The sequence below is a fragment of the Thauera sp. genome (genome assembly GCF_047601425.1).
In the GTDB taxonomy this organism is placed as follows: Bacteria; Pseudomonadota; Gammaproteobacteria; order Burkholderiales; family Rhodocyclaceae; genus Thauera.
In genome coordinates, this window is the sequence record NZ_JASGJL010000001.1 from 1,472,882 (window position 1) to 1,496,383 (window position 23,502).

Here is a 23,502-nt window from a genome sequence, read left to right on the forward strand (position 1 = left end):
CGGGGGCGTGAGCCGGCAGAAAGAATGCTCGCGCCCGCGAGCCGCCTTGTGGGCAGCGCTGCGCTATAGCGCTCATCAGTCCGTGCGGATACCGCAGCCCCCGAGCCATTTTCAGAGCGTCGTTTCGAGGAGGCCTTCGCGCTTGACCAGCGCGTCGATCTCCTTCAGCGTCGCCAGCAAGGCCTTCATCTTCGGTAGCGGCCAGGCATTGGGACCGTCGGACAGCGCCTTGGCCGGGTCGGGGTGGGTTTCCATGAACAGCCCCGCCACGCCGACCGCGACCGCCGCACGCGCCAGCACCGGCACGAACTCGCGCTGGCCGCCCGATGCCGTGCCCTGCCCGCCCGGCAGCTGCACCGAATGGGTGGCATCGAACACCACCGGACAGCCGGTGTCGCGCATGATCGCCAGCGAACGCATGTCGGAGACGAGGTTGTTGTAGCCGAAGGAGGCGCCGCGCTCGCAGACCATGATGGTGTCGGCGCCGCCATTGGCCTCGCGTGCCTTGTCGGCGACGTTCTTCATGTCGCCCGGGGCGAGGAACTGGCCCTTCTTGATGTTGACCGGCTTGCCGCTGGCCGCCACCGCATGGATGAAATCGGTCTGGCGGCACAGGAAGGCGGGCGTCTGCAGCACATCGACGACCGAGGCCACCACCGGGATTTCCTCGATGGTATGGACGTCGGTCAGCACCGGCAGAGCAAGCTGTTTCTTCACTGCTTCGAGCATCTTCAGCCCGGCATCCATGCCGTGGCCGCGGAAGCTCCTGCCCGAGCTGCGGTTGGCCTTGTCGTAGGAAGCCTTGAAGATGTACGGAATGCCCAGTTCGCCGCAGATCTCCTTCATCTGGCCGGCGATGTCCAGGCACATCTGCTCCGACTCGGCCACGCAGGGACCGGCGATGAGGAAGAAGGGCTTGTCGAGCCCGACTTCGAAGCCACACAGATTCATGCTTCGCTCCTTCAGGCGCTGGCCTGCTTGCGCGCGATCGCCGCCTTCACATAGGCGGTGAACAGCGGATGCCCCTTGCGCGGGTTGGAAGTGAATTCGGGGTGGAACTGGCAGCCGACGAACCACGGATGCACCTCGGCGGGCAGTTCGACCATCTCGCACAGGTCGGTGACCGGCGCACGGCCCGACACCACCAGACCCTTGCCTTCCAGGGCGGCAAGCAAGGTGTTGTTCACTTCGTAGCGATGGCGATGCCGCTCCATGACCTCGGCAGCGCCGTAGATCTCGCGCGCCAGCGTGCCTTCCTTCAGTTGGCAGAGCTGGCCGCCCAGGCGCATCGTGCCGCCGAGATCGGAGTCCTCGCTGCGCTTCTCGATCCTGCCGCTGCGGTCCTTCCACTCGGTGATCAGGCCGATGACCGGGAAGCGGGTGTCGGCTTCGAACTCGGTCGAATGCGCCCCTTCCATGCCGGCGACGTCGCGGGCGAATTCGACCACGGCAAGCTGCATGCCGAGGCAGATGCCCAGATAAGGCACCTTGTTCTCGCGCGCGTGGCGGATGGCCGCGATCTTGCCTTCGGTGCCGCGTTTGCCGAAGCCGCCCGGTACCAGAATGGCATCCATCGGCTTGAGCACGCCGCAACCTTCGCGTTCGATGTCCTCGGAGTCGATGTAGTGGATCTTCACCTTCGACTCGGTATGCATGCCGGCGTGGTTCAATGCCTCGATCAGCGACTTGTACGACTCGGTGAGATCGACGTACTTGCCGACGAAGCCGATATTGACCGTCTGCCTGGGATTCTCTAGCGCATGGATCAGCTTCTCCCACACCGACAGATCGGCCGCGCGGGCCAGGATGTCGAGCTTGTGGCAGACGATCTGGTCGAGCATCTGGTCATGCAGCATGCCCGGAATCTTGTAGATCGAGTCGGCGTCCAGGCACTCGATGACCGCTTCCGGCATCACGTTGCAGAACAGCGCGATCTTGCGCCGCTCGTCCACAGGAATCGAGCGGTCGGCGCGGCACAGCAGGATGTCGGGCTGGATGCCGATCTCGCGCAGTTCCTTGACCGAATGCTGGGTCGGCTTGGTCTTCAGCTCACCCGCGGTCGGGATGTAGGGCAGCAGCGTCAGATGGATGAAGCAGGTGCCGTTGCGGCCTTCCTCGAAGCCCATCTGGCGGATGGCCTCGAGGAAAGGCAGGGATTCGATGTCACCGACCGTGCCGCCCACTTCGACGATCGCGACGTCGGCGCCCTCGGCGCCACGCTTTACGTAGGCCTTGATCTCGTCGGTGATGTGCGGAATGACCTGCACGGTCTTGCCCAGATACTCGCCACGGCGCTCCTTCTTCAGCACCGACTCATAGATCTGGCCGGTGGTGAAGTTGTTGCGCTTGCTCATCTTGGCGCTGGTGAAGCGCTCGTAGTGGCCGAGGTCGAGATCGGTCTCGGCGCCGTCCTCGGTGACGAAGACTTCACCGTGCTGGAACGGGCTCATGGTGCCCGGATCGACGTTGATGTAGGGATCGAGCTTGAGGTGCGTGACCTTGATGCCACGGGACTCGAGGATGGCCCCCAAAGAGGCCGCCGCGATGCCTTTGCCCAGGGAGGACACGACACCGCCGGTAACGAAGACGTATTTGGTCATGGGAACAGCGCTGCGGGAAAGCGCGATGATAACCGATCCGTCCGATCTAAGTCAGCACGCCGGAACCCGCGGGCCACAGTCAACTGCGACAACCGCATTCATGCGCCTGTCAACGCAGACGGCAGACGGCCCATCTCCCCAGCCGGCATGGCCTGGAGTGGATGGGCAGGAGCCGTCATGCCTGCGGAGTACGCTCAAGCCTTCTTTTCGCAACCGATGCAGCGATAGATCACGGCGCCGAGCACCGCACCGACGATCGGCGCGACCCAGAACAGCCACAGCTGAGCCGTCGCCCAGTCGCCGACGAAGACCGCCACGCCGGTGCTGCGCGCCGGATTGACCGAGGTGTTGGTCACCGGAATGCTGATCAGGTGGATCAGCGTCAGGCACAGGCCGATGGCGATCGGCGCGAAGCCTTGCGGCGCGCGCTTGTCGGTGGCGCCGAGAATGACGATCAGGAACATCATGGTCATGACCACTTCGGTGATCAGCGCCGCCTGTAGGCTGTAGCCGCCGGGCGAATGCTCGCCGTAGCCGTTCGAGGCGAAACCGCCGGAAACATCGAAACCGGCCTTGCCGGTGGCGATCAGGTAGAGCACGCCGCCCGCGGCGATGCCGCCCAGGACCTGGGCGACGATGTAGGGGACCAGTTCCTTCGCCGGGAAGCGGCCGCCGGCCCACAGGCCGATCGAGACCGCCGGGTTGAGGTGGCAGCCCGAGATGTGGCCGATGGCGAAAGCCATCGTCAGCACCGTCAGGCCGAAGGCCAGCGACACGCCCAGCAGGCCGATGCCGACGTCCGGGAAGGCAGCGGCCAGTACCGCGCTGCCGCAGCCGCCCAGCACCAGCCAGAAGGTACCAAAGAACTCCGCACCATATTTATTCATGCCTTGATCTACTCCGTTGTTTTTGTTGGCGACACTGCCAGACAAGCGTGAAGGGGAAGGGGTTTCCCGCCTCCGCCGGAATGGACGTGCCAGCCCCCAGGCTGGTCCATCCCGCGCGAAAAAGGGAAAACCAGCCGAATCCTAGACGATTGGAAGGGCTCTGGCAAAGTGCGCACGCCCTGCCTGGGCAAGGCGTCCGCACCGCAACAAACAAGATCGATAGAAACTGGCCTTGCTCAGTATTCGAAAGATCGGCATCACATGCTGTATCGCAACATCCCAATCCTGAAGAATGATGTCATCAAATGACATTGACAACTTCGATCGAGCAATGCTCCTGCGGGCTCAGCGGATGAAATCCCGATTCACCTCACGGAAGAGTTCAGTGCCGCCACGCTGCAGCCACTCGAAAGCGACCATCTCGCGCGACACGATCTCGATGCCGTGGCTGCGCATGCGCGCAAAGGCCAGATCGCGGTTGGCCGGATCGCGCGAGCCGGCAGCTTCGGCGACGATAAACACCTCCTTGCCCGCCCAGCGCAGGTCGAGCGCAGTCTGCTGCACGCAGACGTGGGCTTCGGTGCCGCACATGACAACCTGGCGGCAGTCCGCCACTGCCGTGCTGGCCAGGCAGCCATCGGCCTGCGCCGAAAAGCACTGCTTGCCGACGTATTGCGCGCCGCCAGTAACAGCGCGCACCGAATCCAGCGTAGCGCCGATCTTGTCGGGGAAATGCTCGGTGACGACGATGGGCACGCCCAGGCGTTCGGCGACCTGCGCCAGCCAGACGCAGTTGGCCTCGACTGCATCCTTGTCGTGAATGAAAGGAGCAAGTTTCGCCTGCACGTCGATGATCAGCAGGACGGATTTCTCACGGTTCATCAACATGTCGCTCTCCAGGTCTCAGTCGGCCAATTCGCGGCGATCGCGGAAGTCGGCCAGCACTTCGGGATTGGAGAGCGCTTCCTGATTCTTGACTGGCCGGCCATGAACCACGTTGCGTACCGCCAGTTCGACGATCTTGCCGCTCTTGGTGCGCGGGATGTCCCCGACCTGCAGCACCTTTGCCGGCACGTGGCGCGGCGTGGTGTTGTCCGCGGATCGTCTTCTTGATGCGCTGCACCAGCTCATCGTCGAGCACCCGCCCCTCGCGCAACCTGACGAACAGCACCACGCGCACGTCGTTCGGGTTCTGCGGCGGCCAGTCCTGGCCGATCACCAGACTCTCGACCACTTCGTCGAGCTTCTCGACCTGGCGATAGATTTCCGCCGTGCCGATGCGCACCCCACCCGGGTTGAGCGTGGCATCCGAGCGGCCATAGATCACCACCCCGCCATGGGCAGTGATCTCGCAGAAATCGCCGTGGCACCAGACATTGGGGAAACGGTCGAAGTACGCGGCGTGATACTTGCTGCCGTCGGCGTCGTTCCAGAAACCCAGCGGCATTACCGGGAAAGGCCTGGTGCAGACGAGTTCGCCCTTCTCGCCCCTCACCGGCTGTCCGTCGTCGTCCCAGACGTCCACTGCCATGCCCAGGCCGCGGCACTGGATTTCGCCGCGCCACACCGGCAGTACCGGGCTGCCGAGCACAAAGCAGGAGATGATGTCGGTACCGCCCGAAATGGACGAAAGCTGCAGGTCGGCCTTGATCTCGCGGTAGACGTAGTCGAAGCCTTCGGGCACCAGCGGACTGCCGGTGCTCATCACCGCGCGCACGCTGTCGAGCCGGTGCGTCTCGCGCGGCTTGAGGCCGAACTTGGCGCAGGCATCGATGAACTTGGCCGAGGTGCCGAAATGGGTCATGCCTTCGGCGTCGGCATAGTCGAAGATGACGTGGTTGTCGCCGGCGAAGGGGGAGCCGTCATAGAGCAGCAGCGTGGCGCCGGCGGCCAGGCCCGACACCAGCCAGTTCCACATCATCCAGCCGCAGGTGGTGAAGTAGTAGACGCGGTCGCCCGGCTTGACGTCGCTATGCAGGCGGTGCTCCTTCAGGTGCTGCAGCAGCGCGCCACCGGCGCAATGCACGATGCACTTGGGCACGCCGGTGGTACCCGAGGAGTACATGATGTACAGCGGATGATCGAAGGGCAGCTGCGCGAATTCGATGTCATCGACGAAATGGAAAGGCGCGATGAAGTCGGCATGCATGCGCGCGTGCGGCACCTTCGACAGGTCGTGTTCGTGATGGACGTAGGGCACGACCACGACCCGCTCGACCGAGGGCAGCTGGCCGACGATCTCGCCGAGCTTGCCGAGCACATCGACAGTCTTGCCGCCATAGTAGTAGCCGTCGCAGGCCACCAGCACCTTGGGCTCGGTCTGGCCAAAGCGGTCGAGCACGCCCTGCACGCCGAAATCGGGCGAGGCAGAGGTGAAGATGGCGCCGATGCTCGTCGCTGCCAGCATCGCCACGACCGTCTCGGGCATGTTGGGCATGTAGGCGGCGACGCGATCGCCTGCGACCACGCCCTGCTCGCGCAGCGCAGCGGCGAAATGGGCCACGGCACGATACAGTTCGCCATGGCTCATGCGGTTCTTGACGCGATCCTCGCCCCAGAACACCAGCGCATCATGGGCATCGCGCGAGCGCAGCAGGTTCTGCGCGAAGTTGAGCCGCGCTTCCGGGAACCATTTCGCCCCGGGCATCCGATCGCCATCGACGAGCACGCGCCCGCCGCGCGTACCGATGACGCCATTGCCCTCCGATCCGTCACCGTCCCAGACACTGAGCCAGAACTGCTCGGGCTGTGCGACCGACCAGGCATGCAAAGCCTCATGGTCAGGCAGTGAAACGCCCCAGCGCTTTTCCGCCGCGAGGCGGAAAGCCGTGACGTTGGCCGCAGCGATCCGCTCCGGCGAAGGTGACCACAAGGGTTTGTCGTGTCCGGAATTCATGATGTCTCCTCACTATCCAATTTTTGTTCGGGGTCGCGTTGCTTGTTTGTTGTTCTGCCGCCCCGGCACTCAGCCAGCAATACTGTCGAACAGCGCCCGGATGGCTTCAGGCAGAGGTACGGACTTGCCGGTGGCGTTGTCCATCCACACCGTCTTCGCCGCACCTTCGGCATAGAGCTTGTCCTGCCCTTCGACGAAGAGTTCATACCACGTCATCACGCTGGAACGGCCCGGCTCTCCCGCATACATCTTGATGACGAGATCGGCAGGATAATTGACCGGCGCAAAAAAGGTGCAGCTGGCGTTGATGATCACCGGCCCTGCCGTCTCTTTCGGGCTGACCGGAAACCCCATCTGCTCGATCCATTCACAGCGCGTCTGTTCGAAATAGCGGAAGTAAACCGTATTATTGACGTGGCCGTATGCATCCATGTCACCCCAGCGCACCGGCATGCGGGTGGTGTAGATAAGCTTCGCCCCTTCCTTCATGCTGTCGTCCCCTGTTGTTTGTTCGACTTGACCGGGTAATGTAACATACGCACCCGTATGTTTCGGCACGGCGGCGCCCTGCCTTTCACAAAGGTTAAACTGAACCGTTTCGTAGCTCGAACAAGAACCATACCTTCGGGAACAGGAGAACAGGATGGAACGCGAATCGATGGAGTTCGACGTGCTGATTGTCGGCGGCGGCCCTGCGGGGCTGTCAGCGGCGATCAGGCTCAAGCAGCTGGCGTCGGCCAAGGGCCAGGAACTGTCGGTGTGCCTGATCGAGAAGGCCGCCGAGATCGGCGCCCACATCCTGTCGGGCGCGGTGATGGACCCGCGGGCGCTGAGCGAGCTGCTGCCGGACTGGAAGGAACAGGGCGCGCCGCTCAAGACCGCGGTGACCGAGGACAAGGTGCTGTTCCTCGACGAGACCGGCGCGCGCCAGATCCCCAACGGGCTGCTGCCAGACTGTTTCGTCAACCACGGCAACTACATCGTGCGCCTGGGCAACGTGGTCAAGTGGCTCGGCGAGCAGGCCGAGGCGCTGGGGGTGGAAGTCTATCCGGGCTTCGCCGGCGCCGAGATCCTGTATGACGAAGCCGGTGCGGTGAAGGGCGTGGCCACCGGCGACATGGGCCTGAACCGCGACGGCACGCCCGGCCCGCACCACCAGCCGGGCATGGAACTGCACGCCAAGTACACCCTGTTCGCCGAAGGCTGTCGCGGCCACCTGGGCAAGCAACTCGAGGCGAAATACAAGTTGCGCGACGGCGCCGACCCGCAGACCTACGGCATCGGCATCAAGGAGCTGTGGGAGGTCAAGCCTGAGAATCACCGTCCCGGCCTGGTGGTGCACACCGCCGGCTGGCCGATGGACAGCGCCACCTACGGCGGCGGCTTCGTCTATCACCTCGAGGACAACCTGGTCGCGGTCGGCTACGTCGTCGGGCTGAACTACAGCAACCCGCACCTGTCGCCCTTCGAGGAGATGCAGCGCTACAAGACCCACCCCGAGATCCGCAAATATCTCGAAGGTGGCAAGCGGCTGCAGTACGGCGCCCGCGCCATCGCCGCGGGCGGGCTGCAGAGCCTGCCGCGGCTGATCTTCCCGGGCGGCGCGCTGATCGGCGACGATGCCGGCTTCCTCAACGCCGCGCGCATCAAGGGCAGCCACGCGGCGATCAAGTCGGGCATGCTCGCGGCCGAAGCGGCCTTCGAAGCGCTCGAGCAGCAGCGCCAGCGCGATGCGCTGACCGCCTACCCGTCGGCCTTCCAGGATTCCTGGCTGCACGCCGAGCTGCACAAGACGCGCAACTTCAAGCCCTACATGAAAAAGGGCCTGTACCTGGGCTCGCTGCTGTTCGGCATCGATCAGGTGCTGTTCAAGGGCAAGGTGCCGTGGACGCTGCACAACACGGCGGATCACACGGCGCTCAAGCCCGCAGCCGACTGCGCGAAGATCGACTACCCGAAGCCGGACGGCGTGCTGAGCTTCGATCGGCTCTCTTCGGTGTTCCTGTCGAACACCAACCACGAGGAAGAGCAGCCCTGCCACCTGCAGTTGAAGGACGCCACGGTGCCGATCACGATCAATCTCGCCAGGTACGATGCGCCCGAGCAGCGCTACTGCCCGGCCGGGGTGTATGAGATCGTGCGGGAAGAGGCCGGCCCGCGGCTGCAGATCAACGCGCAGAACTGCGTGCACTGCAAGACCTGCGACATCAAGGACCCGACCCAGAACATCAACTGGGTCGTGCCCCAGGGCGGAGAGGGGCCGATCTACCAAGGGATGTGACCAACGCCGACCGCGCGGAGCGTCATAGCCCCACGGCCATGGCCGTGGGGCTTTTTGCTGTCACCCCGAGTCCGCTGCTTGCCGTGGCGCATCGGTCTTCTTCATGATTCGAATCCTTGAACGACAAGGCGCAAATCAGACCATATCCGCCCGCCCCAGACCGGCTTTGTCCTACTCGGGTGCGCCGTCTTCAAGACGGCTCTGAACTGCACGGGACGCATCGTAGCTCCTGTGCCAAGCGACGAAATCATCCAGCGCCAGCGCCGGTGAAAAATGGAAACCCTGCAGGTGGTTGCAACCGAGCGAGGTGAGCACAGCCGCCGTCTCCGCATCCTCGACTCCTTCGGCCGTCACCATGACGCCCAGGCGATGGGAGAGATCGATGATCGACGAGGCAATTTCCCGGTCCCGCTCCGAATGCAGCAGATCGACGACGAAACTCCGGTCGATCTTCACTTCCTGCACCGACAGATGCTTGAGCCGGCTCATGCCCGAAAAGCCAGTGCCGAAATCGTCGATCGAGAGCTTGACGCCGAGCAGACGCAGCCGGCAAAGCACATCGGCAACGCCCTCCCGGGCATCATCGACCATGTCGGTTTCGGTGATTTCGAGACACAGCCTGTGGGGAGGCATGCCCCATGTGGACAAGGCCTGCCCGATGAGGTCGGGAACCTCGGCATCGTAGAGGTCAGTGGCAGACAGGTTGATCGACAGCGTGATGTCGAAACCCTCCGCATCGAGCCGCGCAAGCGCCTGGGCTGCATGCTGGAACAACCAGCGATTGAAGCGGTGGCGCATACCGAGTCTGTTGACCAGGCTGATCACCACGGGTGGCGCCACCCATTCGCCGGGCATCCGCTCCCAGCGCAGCAGGCCTTCGGCCGCATCGCATTCGCCGTCGCAGGCGCGAACCTTCGGCTGAAGGAAAAGCTGCAAGGGCCGGTCGCCGGCAAAGGCGCCATGCAGGTCGCGCTCGAGGATGGCGAGCCGCGGCGACGTCCGCTCCATCGCCTTGTCATATACCGCGCCCGCCTCTCCCCTTTGCCGTGCATCGAGCGCGGCGATTCGCGCCGACTGCACCAGATATAGCGGATCCTCGCCGTGATCCGGAGACACTGCTGCACCACAGGTAAACTGCACCGACAGCTCCAGGCCATCGAAATGGAACGGGAATTCGCTGAATATCTGCTCGATTTTCAGCATCGCCAGGGTCAGCACAGCCCTGCTCGACAGCGCCGGCAGCACGATCAGCCATTCTCCCTGGCCGAGGCTGAACAGGCTGTCGCCGCCCCTCAGCAACCGTTTGAGGATCGTGCCCACCTCGCTCTCCAGCTTGCGTCCCTGCTCGAATGACAGCCGGCAGATGGAGGCGTTGGGCTGCATGCCAACCGAAATCACCCCGAGTGCGGCACTTGACGGCGTGCCGTCCAGCGGATGGCACGATATTTCATTCAGGGCCGGCAACAAGCCGGGAGAGGTCAAAAGCGCCATCGGTCAGGCCAGGTAAAAATCGTTTGGGTCGATGCCGTAAGCAGTGGGCGGCAAGGCGCGGAGAATCCGGTAAGGCTCTCCGGCGGCCGTTTGCGGCTGCATGAGCAGATCCAGTATTCGCGGGAAACGCTCGACCGCCTTGTCCGGCCCGAGGATGACGATCACGCGCGGCTGCAGCCGCCGCACCTGGTTCTGCTGGATGACCACGGCCACCTCACCGGAATTGAGCTCCACCAGCGTCCCGATGGGATACAGCCCGATGCATTGCAGGAATTGATCGACCAGGGCGTCACGGAACAAGGTGTTGCGAAGCCTGTTGATCTCTTCCATGGCATGCTGGCTCGACACCGCTGGCAGATAGACCCGGTCCCGGGTCATCGCACAGTACGTGTCTATGAGACCGGCCATCTCTGCAGCCAGCGGAATGTTCATGCCCTTCAGCCCACGCGGGTAGCCACTGCCGTCGAAACGCTCGTGATGCGCCGCAATGATGCCGAAGACTTCAGGATCGACGTCCCTGCTGGCCTTGAGCAGTGCCAGCGTATGCAGTACATGGGTGCGGACATGCTTGAACTCACGCTCGTCGAGTGGCCCCGCCTTGGCCAGGATGTCGGGATCGATCCTGAGCTTGCCGATGTCCTGCAGCAGGCCCGCAAGCCCGAGTTGCCGCACGCCCTGAGTATCCAGCCCGATGAAGCGGGCAAACACCATGGCGTGGACCGACACGTTGAGCGCATGGTCATAGCTATAACGATCCGTACGCTTCAGGCGGGTCAGCCACATCAAGGCATCGGAGTTGCGCTCCACTCCTTGCGCCATTTCGCTCACAAGCCCTTGGAGGCGGTCTATGTCGATGTTGCCGCCAGCATCGATCGCCGCCTGGGTTTCCCGCAAGGCGCGATACACGTCATCCACGATCGGTGCGGAGTAAAACAGCTCGGCCTCGAGAAGGCTGCGGCCATCCACAGCCCGGACGCGCGGAATGCTGGGCCTGCGCTGGGTGTGTATCCTGCCTCTGAAGCTGCGCGCAACCGCCAGGAAGCGGGAAGCCTCCTCACGGCTGTCCCGCGCCTCCTCGACCACACCCGGACGGAGGCCCGGCCCCCTGAGAGGCTCGTCCTTCTCGGTCGCACGGGCGCGCTGGTGCTCACCAACCGAGCGGCTGCGGTCGATGACAAGCTGTTTGCAAAGGCGCTGCAAGGCTTCGACTTCGTCGGACGTCGTGACCAGAAAACCCTGCAGCATGAAAGGTGTCTCCACCCAGGGCCGGTCGATGTCAGCGACGTACATCCCGATCTGAACCTCGCTTGCCGGAATCGTGCTATTCAATCAAAGGCTCCATGAGCACTCTTTCGACGAAAGAGTGACTTCTCGATCGGAAACGCTTTAACGACAGTACGACAACGGACCTGAGTCCGGTTCAGACCCTGTATTCCCAGTTTGGGCAATGCAGGGCCGGCAGGATCACCGCTGGAAAATCAGCCCAGCCACATCCTCGCGTTGCGGAACATGCGCAGCCAGGGCGAAGCATCCGGGCTCTCCTCCACCATCCAGCGCGGCGCCCAGGACATCTGCAAGGTACGCGCCGTACGTTCGGGGTGGGGCATCATGATGGTGAACCGTCCGTCCGCCGTCGTAAATCCGGTCGCACCGCCTGCCGAGCCGTTCGGATTCGAGGGGTAGCGCTCGGTGGGCGAGCCATGACAATCAATATATCGCAATGCCATCAAAGCGCCCGTGCGATCCTGCTCGGTTGCGAACACTGCCCGGCCTTCGCCATGGCTGACGACGATCGGCATGCGGCTGCCCGCCATGCCCTTGAACAGGATCGACGGGCTGTCGGCGATCTCCACCATCACGAAGCGGGCTTCGAACTGTTCACTGCGGTTGCGGTGGAAGGTCGGCCAGGCCTGCGCACCCGGGATGATCGGCGCCAGGTGGGCCATCATCTGGCAGCCGTTGCAGACGCCGAGGGCGAAGGTATCGTTGCGGCTGAAGAAGGCTTCGAACTCGTCGCGCAGCTGGTTGTTGAAGAGGATCGATTTCGCCCAGCCCTGCCCCGCGCCCAGCACGTCGCCATACGAGAAGCCGCCGCAGGCCGCCAGCCCGTGGAAATCAGCCAGGTCGATGCGGCCGGCCTGCAGGTCGGACATATGCACATCGACCGGCGTAAAACCCGCGCGCTCGAAGGCAGCCGCCATCTCCAGCTGCGAATTCACGCCCTGCTCGCGCAGCACCGCGAGCTTCGGCCGAATGCCGCTGGCGATGAAGGGCGCGGCAACGTCCTCCTTGACATCGAAACTCAGCGACACCGAGAGGCCGGGATCGGTGGCATCGGCCAGGGCTTCGAATTCCTCGCGGACCGACTCGGGATCGTCACGCAGCATCGCGATGCGGTGGCTGGTCTCCGACCAGGCCTGCAGCAGCTCGACGCGGCTGGCTGCGAACACCAGCTTGGCGCTGCGGCGCAGGCGGATTTCGTCCATGGTGTTCGGCTCGCCGATGAAATGGTAGGCGAGCCCCGCCGAGCGCAGCAGTTCGGTGATACGCGAGCGGTCGTCGCGACGGATCTGCACCACCGCGCCGAGTTCCTCGGCGAACAGGCCTGCGAACAGGCGATCTTCGAAACGGCCCTTGAGCGTGTCGGGCTTCTTCTCCAGGCCATCGACGTCGTTCATGTAGGGGTCGTAGCAGACGGTGTCGAGCACCAGCGACAGGCCGCACTTGGCCGCGAAAGCCATTTCGCAGACGGCAGCGAACAGCCCGCCATCGGAGCGGTCGTGGTAGGCCAGCAGCAGATCGTCCGCGCGCAGGCGCTGGATGGCATCGAAGAAGGCCTTGAGCTGCACCGGATCGACGTCCGGCGCATGCTCGCCCACCGAGCCGTAGGCCTGGGCGAAAACCGAGCCGCCGAGGCGGTTCAGGCCGTTGCCGAGGTCGATCAGTAGCAGTTCGGTATCGACGCCTTCGGGCAGTTGCAGCTGCGGCGTGAGCGTGTTGCGGATGTCACGCACCGGCGCGAAGGCGGTGGTGATCAGCGACAGCGGCGCAACCACCTGCTTGTCCTGACCCTCGTCCTGCCAGGCGGTGCGCATCGACAGCGAATCCTTCCCGACCGGAATCGACAGCCCTGCCGTGATGCAGAAATCGGACACGGCCTTCACCGTGTCATAGAGCCTGGCATCCTCGCCGCGATGACCGGCCGCCGCCATCCAGTTGGCCGACAGCTTGACGTCGCCAAGCTTGTCGATGTCGGCGGCGGCGATGTTGGTGATCGCCTCGCCGATCGCCATGCGGCCCGAAGCCGGCGCATCGATGCAGGCCAGCGGCGTGCGCTCGCCCATGGCGAAGGCTTCGCCGCGATAGCCCTGGAAGCTCATCGCGGTGACCGCCACGTCGGCCACCGGCACCTGCCAGGGACCGACGAACTGGTCGCGCGCGGTCAGGCCGCCGACCGAGCGGTCGCCGATGGTGATCAGGAAGCTCTTGCTGGCGACAGCCGGCATCCGCAGCACGCGCAGGCCGGCTTCCTTCAGGTCGAAGCCGGTGGTGTCGAAGGGCGGCAGATGGACGGCGCGGCGCGACACGTTGCGCGTCATCTTCGGCGGCTTGCCGAGCAGCACCTTCATGTCCATGTCGACCGGCTTGTTGCCGAAATGGCGGTCGGAGACGGTGAGACGGCCGTCGGCCGTCGCCGTGCCGAGCACCGCGAAGGGGCAGCGCTCGCGTTCGCAGAAGGCCTGGAACATCGGCAGGCTCTCGGGCGCGATCGCCAGCACGTAGCGCTCCTGGGATTCGTTCGACCAGATCTCGCGCGGGCTCATGCCCGGCTCCTCGATATGCACCTCGCGCAGTTCGAAACGAGCACCGAGGCCGGCGTGGTCGGCCAGCTCCGGCATCGCGTTCGACAGGCCGCCGGCGCCAACGTCATGGATGGCGATGATCGGGTTATCGTCGCCCTGCTGCCAGCAGGCATCGATCACTTCCTGGCAGCGGCGCTGGATCTCCGGGTTGCCGCGCTGCACCGAGGCAAAGTCGAGATCGGCGGTATTGGTGCCGGTCGCCATCGACGAGGCCGCACCGCCGCCAAGGCCGATCAGCATGCCCGGGCCGCCGAGCTGGATCAGCAGGGTGCCGGGCGGGAATGTCGGCTTCTCCGACTGCTGGGCCTGGATGCTGCCCAGGCCGCCGGCGATCATGATCGGCTTGTGGTAGCCGCGCACCTCGCCTGCCACTTCCTGCTCGAAGCTGCGGAAATAACCCGCCAGGTTTGGCCGGCCGAATTCGTTGTTGAAGGCCGCCGCGCCGATCGGCCCTTCGATCATGATGTCGAGCGCCGAGGCGATGCGGTCCGGCTTGCCGTAGGCCTTCTCCCAGGGCTGGCCAAAATCGGGAATGTTCAGGTTGGAGACAGTGAAGCCCGCCAGCCCGGCCTTGGGCCGCGAACCGCGGCCGGTCGCGCCCTCGTCGCGGATCTCGCCGCCGGCACCGGTCGCAGCGCCGGGAAAGGGAGAAATCGCAGTCGGGTGGTTGTGGGTCTCGACCTTGGCAAGGATGTGGGTTTCCTCGTCGTGGTAGCGGAAGGCGCCGTCCGCATCGGGGTACAGGCGCGCGATGCGGGCACCCTCGATGATCGAGGCATTGTCCGAATAGGCGACGACCGTGCCTTCGGGATGGGCCTTGTGCGTGTCCTTGATCATGCCGAACAGGGATTTCTCCATCGGCCGCGCGTCGATCACCCAGTCGGCATTGAAGATCTTGTGCCTGCAGTGTTCCGAATTGGCCTGCGCGAACATCATCAGTTCGACGTCGGTCGGATTGCGTCCCATGCGGCCGAAGTTGTCGACCAGGTAATCGATCTCGTCCTCGGACAGCGCCAGCCCGAGTTCCCCGTTCGCCTGCTCCAGCGCAGCGCGCCCGCCCGCCAGAATGTCGACCGAGGTCAGCGGCTGCGGCTCGTAATGGTGGAACAGCGCTTCGGCCTCATCGACGGACCTCAACACCGACTCGGTCATGCGGTCGTGCAGCAAGGGCAGCAGCGCAGGATTGTCTTCCGCGCCGCGGGCATCGATCGTGTAGGCAATGCCGCGTTCGATCCGCACGATCTGGCTGAAGCCGCACTGGTGGGCGATATCGGTCGCTTTGGAAGACCAGGGCGAGATCGTGCCCAGGCGCGGCACGACCAGCTTCAGGACGCCCACAGGCTGCGCCGCCGTTGCAGGCCGCGCATCGAGCAGATCGGCCAGCCGCTCCAGTTCCTCGTTCGACAGCGGCGCCGATATCTCGACGAAATACCAGTGTTCGGCGGCAACAGCCCTGAGCCTGGGCTGAACCTCGGCGACAGCCCTGGAAAGACGTTCCAGACGGGAGGAAGAGAGCGCAAGGGCACCGCGTAGCTTGAGGATCGAAGTCATGTTCTTCATGAAGAGGAAGCGTGGACGAGCGGCCGGCAGCCACTCGATATCGAACCCCGGATTATACCCGAGGCACCGAAGCTCTCCGGACTGCAAACACCCCCGGTGCGCCGGCTCGCCGACAAGATGCTTCATTCATGTCCTGAGCTGTCAGATCGGATATATTGATGCCTCCCCGCGCCCCTTCCGAGACGCCGGGATCATTTGAACAGGAACTGAAACATGAGCGACAACACCCGGAATTTCGACGAACTGTACGGCCATAACTTCGAGGATCTCAGCGTTGGCCAGTCCGCGTCGATGTCCCGTACCGTCACCGAAGCGGACATCCTGCTGTTTGCCGGCGTGTCGGGCGACACCAACCCCGTCCATCTGGACGAAGAATTCGCTTCGAGCACCATGTTCGGCGGCCGTATCGCGCACGGCATGCTCTCCGCCGGCCTGATCTCCGCCGTTTTCGGCACCCGCCTGCCCGGCCCCGGCTGCATCTACCTGTCGCAAAATCTCAAGTTCAAGGCGCCGGTCAAGATCGGCCAGACCGTCGTCGCCCGCGTGACGGTGAAGGAACTCAAGACGGAAAAGCGCCGGGCCGTGTTTTCGACGGTCTGCACCTGCGGCGACACCGTCGTCATCGACGGCGAAGCGGAACTGCTGATCCCCGCCCGCAAGTAAAAAAACGGGGACGCCGAATACCCGGCGTCCCCCGTTTCAGTCAGCGCATGGCAGGCCCTGCCGCCAGTTTCAATCGGTGCCCTGCCCCAGCAGCACGCCGTTCACCTTCACTCCGTACAGATTCACGCCGTCGTTGGCGTGATAGCGCAGGCGGGTTTCCTCGATGGAGCCGTTCACCAGGCGCGGATCCTGCGGACGCTCGTGGCTGTTCATGAACGCAGCGACGTGCCAGGCTTCATCATCGGTCAGCGAACGCCCCTGCCCCAGCGGCATGTTCTCCTTGATGAAGGTCGCCGCGGTGTTGATGCGGTGCATGCCGGCCCCCCAGTTGAAGGAGTCCTTGCCCCACAGCGGCGGAAACACGTAGTCGTCCCCTGACTTCTGGCCCTCCCCATTGTCGCCGTGGCAGATCGCGCATTGCGTGGCATAGATCTCCTTGCCCCTTGCTATGTCGTAGCCTCCCTTCGGCTGCGGCACGTTCGGATAGGCCCGGCCCGGCAGTTCTTTGCCGGTCGGTGCGCCGGTGGACAGCCAGTAGGAATAAGCGGTCAGTGCATTCAACACATGGCTGTCCGCAGGCGGCGCCTCGCCGTTCATGCTGAACTGGAAGCAGCCCTGCATACGCTCTACGTAGCTGTTCACCTTGTCGTTCTTCGAACGGTAGGCCGGATACATCGGATAGGCCCCCCACAGCGGCGCGGAATCGGCCTTGCGCCCTTGCTCCAGGTGGCAGTTGGTGCAGTTCATGCCGTTGCCGACATATTCCGCCGCCAGGTTTCGCGTATCGACAAAGATCGCGCGGCCTTCTTTCACCAGTTTTCCGAAGGCGTTGTCCGGCAGTTCGCGCTCGGCGGGCGGAGTAAAGACAGCCTGAGCGGCGTGGCCATCGGCTGCGGGTTTGGGCACGAGTTGCGACTGATCGTCCATCGCGATGCCGGCGGCAAACACCGGCGTCGCGATACCCAATGCAATCAGGGAGGGGGCGAGCATGTTCTTCATGGCAGCGCTCTCCTCATTCGCTCAGGCTGGAAAAATAGGCCGCGACCGCGCTCACCTCTTCGTCGGTCAGGCTACGGGCGATATGCCCCATCAGTTCATTCGGGTCGTTCTTGCGCGAACCGTCACGCCAGGCATTGAGCTGCACGCTCAGATATTCGGCAGACTGTCCGGCCAGAGGCGGGAAGTGATCGCCCACGCCGACGCCACCCGGCCCGTGGCAGACGACACATTCAGGAATGTTGCGTTCCCAAGCTCCGCGCAACGCCAGCACTGCACCCGGAGAACCGGGAAAATCGACCCGGGTGACATGCTTGGTCTTCGGAGCCGGCATCGCCGACAGCATGGTTGTCACAGCCTTGATCTCCTCATCTCCCAGCGCACTGGCGATGGGGAGCATCACGGGATTGTTGCGGGCACCATTTTTGAAGTCGGTCAGTTGCTTGGCCAGCTAAGCAGCCGGCAATCCGGCCAGACGCGGAAAACCCGCAGGCCCCAGGCCCATGCCGTCTGCGCTGTGACAGGTGATGCAGGCGACCGCAGCCGGATCGCTCCCACCTTCGCTGTAGATCTTCTCCCCGTCGGCAGCATGGGAGGCGGCCGCCACGAACATTGCGCCCAATGCGGCAACAAGCGTTCGGCAGGTTTGCGGAGCGTACATGACGCATCCTCCTCTGTTCATGGACATTCATGCAGGTCAAACCATGTCTTTTTGCCGGACATGTCTGGATGTGCATGATTGAGGAGAAGCGCGCAGGGAACCATAAGAAATCGAGTCTATTCACAGACGATGCAAACTGTGATAGCCCGTATCCATTTTCCTTTTCCCATTAATGACGATGAACTAAATATTGCCACCCATCATGCAGCCACCTGACGGCCGCTTTTCCGTCACGCCCTGGTCAGTGTTCTTGGTGCGGAATGCGCCTGGGCGGTGCGTGCAGCCTTGGGTGGTTTGGACAATAGCCACACCTGCGGCCTTGGGTGATCTGGAGGTTGTTCTGTCCTGGTGCTGTAGACGCAAAAACGCCCGAACGTTGTACATGTTCGGGCGTTTTTTTGTGTGAGTTAGTCTGACGATGACCTACTTTCACGAGGGCGGACCTCACTATCATCGGCGCGTTTGTGTTTCACGGTCCTGTTCGGGATGGGAAGGGGTGGTACCACAAAGCTATGGTCGTCAGACTGTGACTTGTTCCCTGCGTGGGTTGCAGGGCAAAGGAGGAAGAAGTGTGTGTTGTGTGATTGGTGCGCGCGCTGCGCACGTTACGAGTTCTAGTGTGCATTCAAGGTTATAGGATCAAGCCACACGGGCAATTAGTATCGGTTAGCTCAACGTGTTGCCACGCTTCCACACCCGACCTATCAACGTTGTGGTCTTCAACGACCCTTCAGGGGGCTCGAGGCCCCGGGGAAGTCTCATCTTGAGGCGAGTTTCCCGCTTAGATGCTTTCAGCGGTTATCTCTTCCGCACATAGCTACCCGGCGATGCGACTGGCGTCACAACCGGTACACCAGGGGTGCGTCCACTCCGGTCCTCTCGTACTAGGAGCAGGCCCTCTCAAACTTCCAGCGCCCACGGCAGATAGGGACCAAACTGTCTCACGACGTTTTAAACCCAGCTCACGTACCACTTTAAATGGCGAACAGCCATACCCTTGGGACCGACTACAGCCCCAGGATGTGATGAGCCGACATCGAGGTGCCAAACTCCGCCGTCGATGTGAACTCTTGGGCGGAATCAGCCTGTTATCCCCAGAGTACCTTTTATCCGTTGAGCGATGGCCCTTCCATACAGAACCACCGGATCACTATGACCTGCTTTCGCACCTGCTCGACTTGTGGGTCTCGCAGTCAAGCCACCTTTTGCCATTGCACTATCAGTACGATGTCCGACCGTACCTAGGTGACCTTCGTACTCCTCCGTTACCTTTTGGGAGGAGACCGCCCCAGTCAAACTGCCCACCATGCACGGTCCCCGACCTGGATTCACAGGCCTGGGTTAGAACCTCGACGACACCAGGGTGGTATTTCAAGGATGGCTCCACCGGAACTGGCGTCCCGGTTTCATAGCCTCCCACCTATCCTACACAAGTCCCGTCAAAGTCCAATGCAAAGCTACAGTAAAGGTTCATGGGGTCTTTCCGTCTAGCCGCGGGGAGATTGCATCTTCACAAACATTTCAACTTCGCTGAGTCTCAGGAGGAGACAGTGTGGCCATCGTTACGCCATTCGTGCAGGTCGGAACTTACCCGACAAGGAATTTCGCTACCTTAGGACCGTTATAGTTACGGCCGCCGTTTACCGGGGCTTCGATCAAGAGCTTGCACCCCATCACTTAACCTTCCGGCACCGGGCAGGCGTCACACCGTATACGTTCACTTTCGTGTTTGCACAGTGCTGTGTTTTTAATAAACAGTCGCAGCCACCGATTCTCTGCGGCCCCTTCGCCCTTCGGATGTTCTCCTACAAGCTAACGGGGCATACCTTCTCCCGAAGTTACGGTATCAATTTGCCGAGTTCCTTCTCCTGAGTTCTCTCAAGCGCCTGGGTATTCTCTACCAGCCCACCTGTGTCGGTTTGCGGTACGGTCAGTTCTAGACTGAAGCTTAGAGGCTTTTCCTGGAAGCTGGGTATCAGTTGCTTCAGACCCGAAGGTCCTCGTTATCACGCCTCAGCTCAGCCCGGCGGATTTGCCTACCGGGCACGCCTACACGCTTGAACCACCTATTCCAACAGATGGCCAACCTAACCTTCTCCGTCCCCCCATCGCATCTAAAACCGGTACAGGAATATTGACCTGTTTCCCATCGACTACGCATTTCTGCCTCGCCTTAGGGGCCGACTCACCCTGCGCCGATGAACGTTGCGCAGGAAACCTTGGGCTTACGGCGAGGGTGCTTTTCACACCCTTTATCGCTACTCATGTCAGCATTCGCACTTCCGATACCTCCAGCATCCCTTACGAGACACCTTCGCAGGCCTACGGAACGCTCCCCTACCACGTGTCAAAGACACATCCGCAGCTTCGGTTCATGGCTTGAGCCCCGTTACATCTTCCGCGCAGGACGACTCGACTAGTGAGCTATTACGCTTTCTTTAAAGGGTGGCTGCTTCTAAGCCAACCTCCTAGCTGTCTGTGCCTTCCCACCTCGTTTGCCACTTAGCCATGCATTTGGGACCTTAGCTGGCGGTCTGGGTTGTTTCCCTCTTGACACCGGACGTTAGCACCCGATGTCTGTCTGCCGTATATCACTTTGCGGTATTCGGAGTTTGCTATCGCGGGGTAGATCGCAGTGACCCCCCCAACGATTACAGTGCTCTACCCCCGCAAGTGTCCGTACGACGCACTACCTAAATAGTTTTCGGGGAGAACCAGCTATTTCCGGATTTGTTTAGCCTTTCACCCCTATCCACAGCTCATCCCCTAACTTTTCAACGTTAGTGGGTTCGGACCTCCAGTACCTGTTACGGCACCTTCATCCTGGCCATGGATAGATCATCCGGTTTCGGGTCTACGCCCAGCAACTACGACGCCCTTATCAGACTCGCTTTCGCTACGCCTCCCCTATTCGGTTAAGCTCGCTACTGAACGTAAGTCGCTGACCCATTATACAAAAGGTACGCAGTCACCCCTTTCGAGGCTCCCACTGTTTGTATGCATGCGGTTTCAGGATCTATTTCACTCCCCTCCCGGGGTTCTTTTCGCCTTTCCCTCACGGTACTGGTTCACTATCGGTCGATCACGAGTATTTAGCCTTGGAGGATGGTCCCCCCATCTTCAGACAGGATTACACGTGTCCCGCCCTACTTGTCGCACGCTCAGACCCGCCACCGGCTTTTCGCATACGGGACTATCACCCTGTATCGTCGGACTTTCCAGACCGTTTTGCTAAGCTGATGGTTTAGTCGTGCAGGCTACTCCGCGTTCGCTCGCCACTACTTGCGGAATCTCGGTTGATTTCTGTTCCTGCGGCTACTTAGATGTTTCAGTTCGCCGCGTTCGCCTCCTCTGGCCTATGTATTGAGCCAGGGATGACCCTTGCGGGCCGGGTTTCCCCATTCGGACATCGTGGGATCAAAGCTCTATTGCCAGCTCCCCCACGCTTTTCGCAGGCTTACACGTCCTTCATCGCCTGTGATCGCCAAGGCATCCACCACATGCACTTAGTCGCTTGATCCTATAACCTTGGTGCCTCAATGAAGCACCCCTGTCACAGGTCGAACTCGTTTGTGCGGCCCAAACTGTGCTGACAACGCAGTCTGAGCCAATGCAATCACACAACTGCAGTACGCACCGGCTCGATGCGTACTACACTTCTTCCACTTTGTTAAAGAGCAAACCTCAAACCGGCTTCTCGCCGATCAAGAAGTCAGAGATGGTGTCTATCCAAACACCATCTCTGACTTCCCGAAACACACATGACCTGGTGGAGCTGGTCGGGATCGAACCGACGACCTACGGCTTGCAAAGCCGCCGCTCTCCCAGCTGAGCTACAGCCCCCTTGTCTCAAGCAAACTTGATTCGGAGCAACCTAAAACTCTGGTGGGTCTGGTTGGGTTCGAACCAACGACCCCCGCCTTATCAAGACGGTGCTCTAACCAGCTGAGCTACAGACCCTCTCATGCACTTCGAGGCTCTTCGCCTGAACAACCGATAAGTTGTGGATACTTGGCAACCATGACCTCTTTTCTCTTGAAAGGAGGTGATCCAGCCGCACCTTCCGATACGGCTACCTTGTTACGACTTCACCCCAGTCATGAATCTCACCGTGGTAAGCGCCCCCCCGAAGGTTAAGCTACCTACTTCTGGTGAAACCCACTCCCATGGTGTGACGGGCGGTGTGTACAAGACCCGGGAACGTATTCACCGCAGCATGCTGATCTGCGATTACTAGCGATTCCGACTTCACGTAGTCGAGTTGCAGACTACGATCCGGACTACGATCGGCTTTAAGGGATTGGCTCCACCTCGCGGCTTGGCAACCCTCTGTACCGACCATTGTATGACGTGTGAAGCCCTACCCATAAGGGCCATGAGGACTTGACGTCATCCCCACCTTCCTCCGGTTTGTCACCGGCAGTCTCACTAGAGTGCCCAACCAAATGATGGCAACTAGTGACAAGGGTTGCGCTCGTTGCGGGACTTAACCCAACATCTCACGACACGAGCTGACGACAGCCATGCAGCACCTGTGTTCTGGCTCCCGAAGGCACTCTCGCCTCTCAGCAAGATTCCAGACATGTCAAGGGTAGGTAAGGTTTTTCGCGTTGCATCGAATTAATCCACATCATCCACCGCTTGTGCGGGTCCCCGTCAATTCCTTTGAGTTTTAACCTTGCGGCCGTACTCCCCAGGCGGTTGACTTCACGCGTTAGCTGCGTCACTCAGTGCATTGCTGCTCCGAACGACTAGTCGACATCGTTTAGGGCGTGGACTACCAGGGTATCTAATCCTGTTTGCTCCCCACGCTTTCGTGCATGAGCGTCAGTACAGGCCCAGGGGGCTGCCTTCGCCATCGGTGTTCCTCCACATCTCTACGCATTTCACTGCTACACGTGGAATTCCACCCCCCTCTGCCGTACTCTAGCCTGCCAGTCACAAGCGCAGTTCCCAGGTTAAGCCCGGGGATTTCACGCCTGTCTTGGCAAACCGCCTGCGCACGCTTTACGCCCAGTAATTCCGATTAACGCTCGCACCCTACGTATTACCGCGGCTGCTGGCACGTAGTTAGCCGGTGCTTCTTAGTCCGGTACCGTCATCCACACCCTCTATTAAAAGATGCGATTTCTTCCCGGCCGAAAGAGCTTTACAACCCGAAGGCCTTCTTCACTCACGCGGCATGGCTGGATCAGGGTTGCCCCCATTGTCCAAAATTCCCCACTGCTGCCTCCCGTAGGAGTCTGGGCCGTGTCTCAGTCCCAGTGTGGCGGATCATCCTCTCAGACCCGCTACAGATCGTCGCCTAGGTGGGCCTTTACCCCACCTACTAGCTAATCTGACATCGGCCGCTCCAATCGCGCGAGGCCCGAAGGTCCCCCGCTTTCTCCCTCAGGACGTATGCGGTATTAGCACATCTTTCGATGTGTTATCCCCCACGACTGGGTACGTTCCGATGCATTACTCACCCGTTCGCCACTCGCCGCCAGGCCGAAGCCCGCGCTGCCGTTCGACTTGCATGTGTAAAGCATGCCGCCAGCGTTCAATCTGAGCCAGGATCAAACTCTTAAGTTCAATCCTACAAAGTACTCAAAATACTGACTT

Annotated in this window: 12 protein-coding genes, 2 tRNA genes, 3 rRNA genes and 1 pseudogene; 2 read left to right on the forward strand and 16 right to left on the reverse strand. The window is 61.8% G+C overall.

What is annotated here, in order from left to right; all coding sequences use genetic code 11:
• Window positions 1-111 precede the first annotated feature (111 nt).
• From kdsA to QM748_RS07220, 6 genes and pseudogenes are all read right to left on the reverse strand, one after another.
• Window positions 112-951: a 3-deoxy-8-phosphooctulonate synthase gene (gene kdsA, locus QM748_RS07195; RefSeq protein WP_415246333.1), complete on the reverse strand. Its 840-nt coding sequence runs from the start codon at window positions 949-951 to the stop codon at window positions 112-114.
• Between the two features lie 11 nt (window positions 952-962).
• The gene (locus QM748_RS07200) at window positions 963-2,600 is read right to left on the reverse strand and encodes a CTP synthase (RefSeq protein WP_415246334.1); all 1,638 of its coding nucleotides are present in this window, start codon (window positions 2,598-2,600) and stop codon (window positions 963-965) included.
• Between the two features lie 194 nt (window positions 2,601-2,794).
• Window positions 2,795-3,487 (reverse strand): aquaporin Z, encoded by a 693-nt coding sequence (aqpZ, locus tag QM748_RS07205; RefSeq protein ID WP_415246335.1) that lies wholly within the window; start codon window positions 3,485-3,487, stop codon window positions 2,795-2,797.
• Window positions 3,488-3,832: 345 nt separating this feature from the next.
• Window positions 3,833-4,375 (reverse strand): isochorismatase family protein, encoded by a 543-nt coding sequence (locus tag QM748_RS07210; protein WP_415246336.1) that lies wholly within the window; start codon window positions 4,373-4,375, stop codon window positions 3,833-3,835.
• A 15-nt stretch (window positions 4,376-4,390) separates the two neighbouring features.
• Window positions 4,391-6,383 (reverse strand): annotated as a pseudogene (locus QM748_RS07215) (acetoacetate--CoA ligase).
• A 69-nt stretch (window positions 6,384-6,452) separates the two neighbouring features.
• Window positions 6,453-6,872 (reverse strand): acyl-CoA thioesterase, encoded by a 420-nt coding sequence (locus tag QM748_RS07220; RefSeq protein ID WP_415246337.1) that lies wholly within the window; start codon window positions 6,870-6,872, stop codon window positions 6,453-6,455.
• A 154-nt stretch (window positions 6,873-7,026) separates the two neighbouring features.
• Here QM748_RS07220 and QM748_RS07225 point away from each other — a divergent pair, with 154 nt between their 5' ends.
• Window positions 7,027-8,664 (forward strand): electron transfer flavoprotein-ubiquinone oxidoreductase, encoded by a 1,638-nt coding sequence (locus tag QM748_RS07225; RefSeq protein ID WP_415246338.1) that lies wholly within the window; start codon window positions 7,027-7,029, stop codon window positions 8,662-8,664.
• Between the two features lie 171 nt (window positions 8,665-8,835).
• Here QM748_RS07225 and QM748_RS07230 read toward each other — a convergent pair whose 3' ends face one another.
• The 3 genes from QM748_RS07230 to purL form a co-directional block, all read right to left on the reverse strand.
• Entirely contained in the window at window positions 8,836-10,155 is a 1,320-nt protein-coding gene (locus QM748_RS07230; protein ID WP_415246339.1) for an EAL domain-containing protein, read from the reverse strand.
• A gap of 3 nt (window positions 10,156-10,158) precedes the next feature.
• Window positions 10,159-11,484: an HD-GYP domain-containing protein gene (locus tag QM748_RS07235; RefSeq protein WP_415246340.1), complete on the reverse strand. Its 1,326-nt coding sequence runs from the start codon at window positions 11,482-11,484 to the stop codon at window positions 10,159-10,161.
• Window positions 11,485-11,633: 149 nt separating this feature from the next.
• Window positions 11,634-15,569, reverse strand: a complete 3,936-nt coding sequence (gene purL / locus QM748_RS07240; RefSeq protein WP_415248033.1) for a phosphoribosylformylglycinamidine synthase — start codon at window positions 15,567-15,569, stop codon at window positions 11,634-11,636.
• 222 nt (window positions 15,570-15,791) lie between these two features.
• On the opposite strand from purL, the gene QM748_RS07245 reads away from it, so the two are divergent.
• Window positions 15,792-16,241 carry a MaoC family dehydratase gene (locus QM748_RS07245; protein WP_415246341.1) on the forward strand — a complete coding sequence of 150 codons (450 nt, stop codon included), beginning with the start codon at window positions 15,792-15,794 and terminating at the stop codon, window positions 16,239-16,241.
• Window positions 16,242-16,310: 69 nt separating this feature from the next.
• Here QM748_RS07245 and QM748_RS07250 read toward each other — a convergent pair whose 3' ends face one another.
• The 7 genes from QM748_RS07250 to QM748_RS07280 all read right to left on the reverse strand — a co-directional run bounded on the left by QM748_RS07250 (window position 16,311) and on the right by QM748_RS07280 (window position 23,472).
• Entirely contained in the window at window positions 16,311-17,240 is a 930-nt protein-coding gene (locus QM748_RS07250; RefSeq protein ID WP_415246342.1) for a c-type cytochrome, read from the reverse strand.
• 13 nt (window positions 17,241-17,253) lie between these two features.
• Window positions 17,254-17,637, reverse strand: coding sequence for a c-type cytochrome (locus QM748_RS07255; RefSeq protein ID WP_415248034.1), 384 nt, complete (start codon window positions 17,635-17,637; stop codon window positions 17,254-17,256).
• A gap of 671 nt (window positions 17,638-18,308) precedes the next feature.
• Window positions 18,309-18,422: ribosomal RNA gene (rrf, locus tag QM748_RS07260) — 5S ribosomal RNA — on the reverse strand.
• 111 nt (window positions 18,423-18,533) lie between these two features.
• A 23S ribosomal RNA gene (locus QM748_RS07265) occupies window positions 18,534-21,418 on the reverse strand.
• A gap of 247 nt (window positions 21,419-21,665) precedes the next feature.
• Window positions 21,666-21,741: transfer RNA gene (locus QM748_RS07270), tRNA-Ala, on the reverse strand.
• Between the two features lie 40 nt (window positions 21,742-21,781).
• Window positions 21,782-21,858, reverse strand: a tRNA-Ile gene (locus QM748_RS07275).
• A 78-nt stretch (window positions 21,859-21,936) separates the two neighbouring features.
• Window positions 21,937-23,472, reverse strand: a 16S ribosomal RNA gene (locus QM748_RS07280).
• The 16S, 23S and 5S rRNA genes sit together here with 2 tRNA genes alongside, the layout of an rRNA operon.
• Window positions 23,473-23,502: the final 30 nt, after the last annotated feature.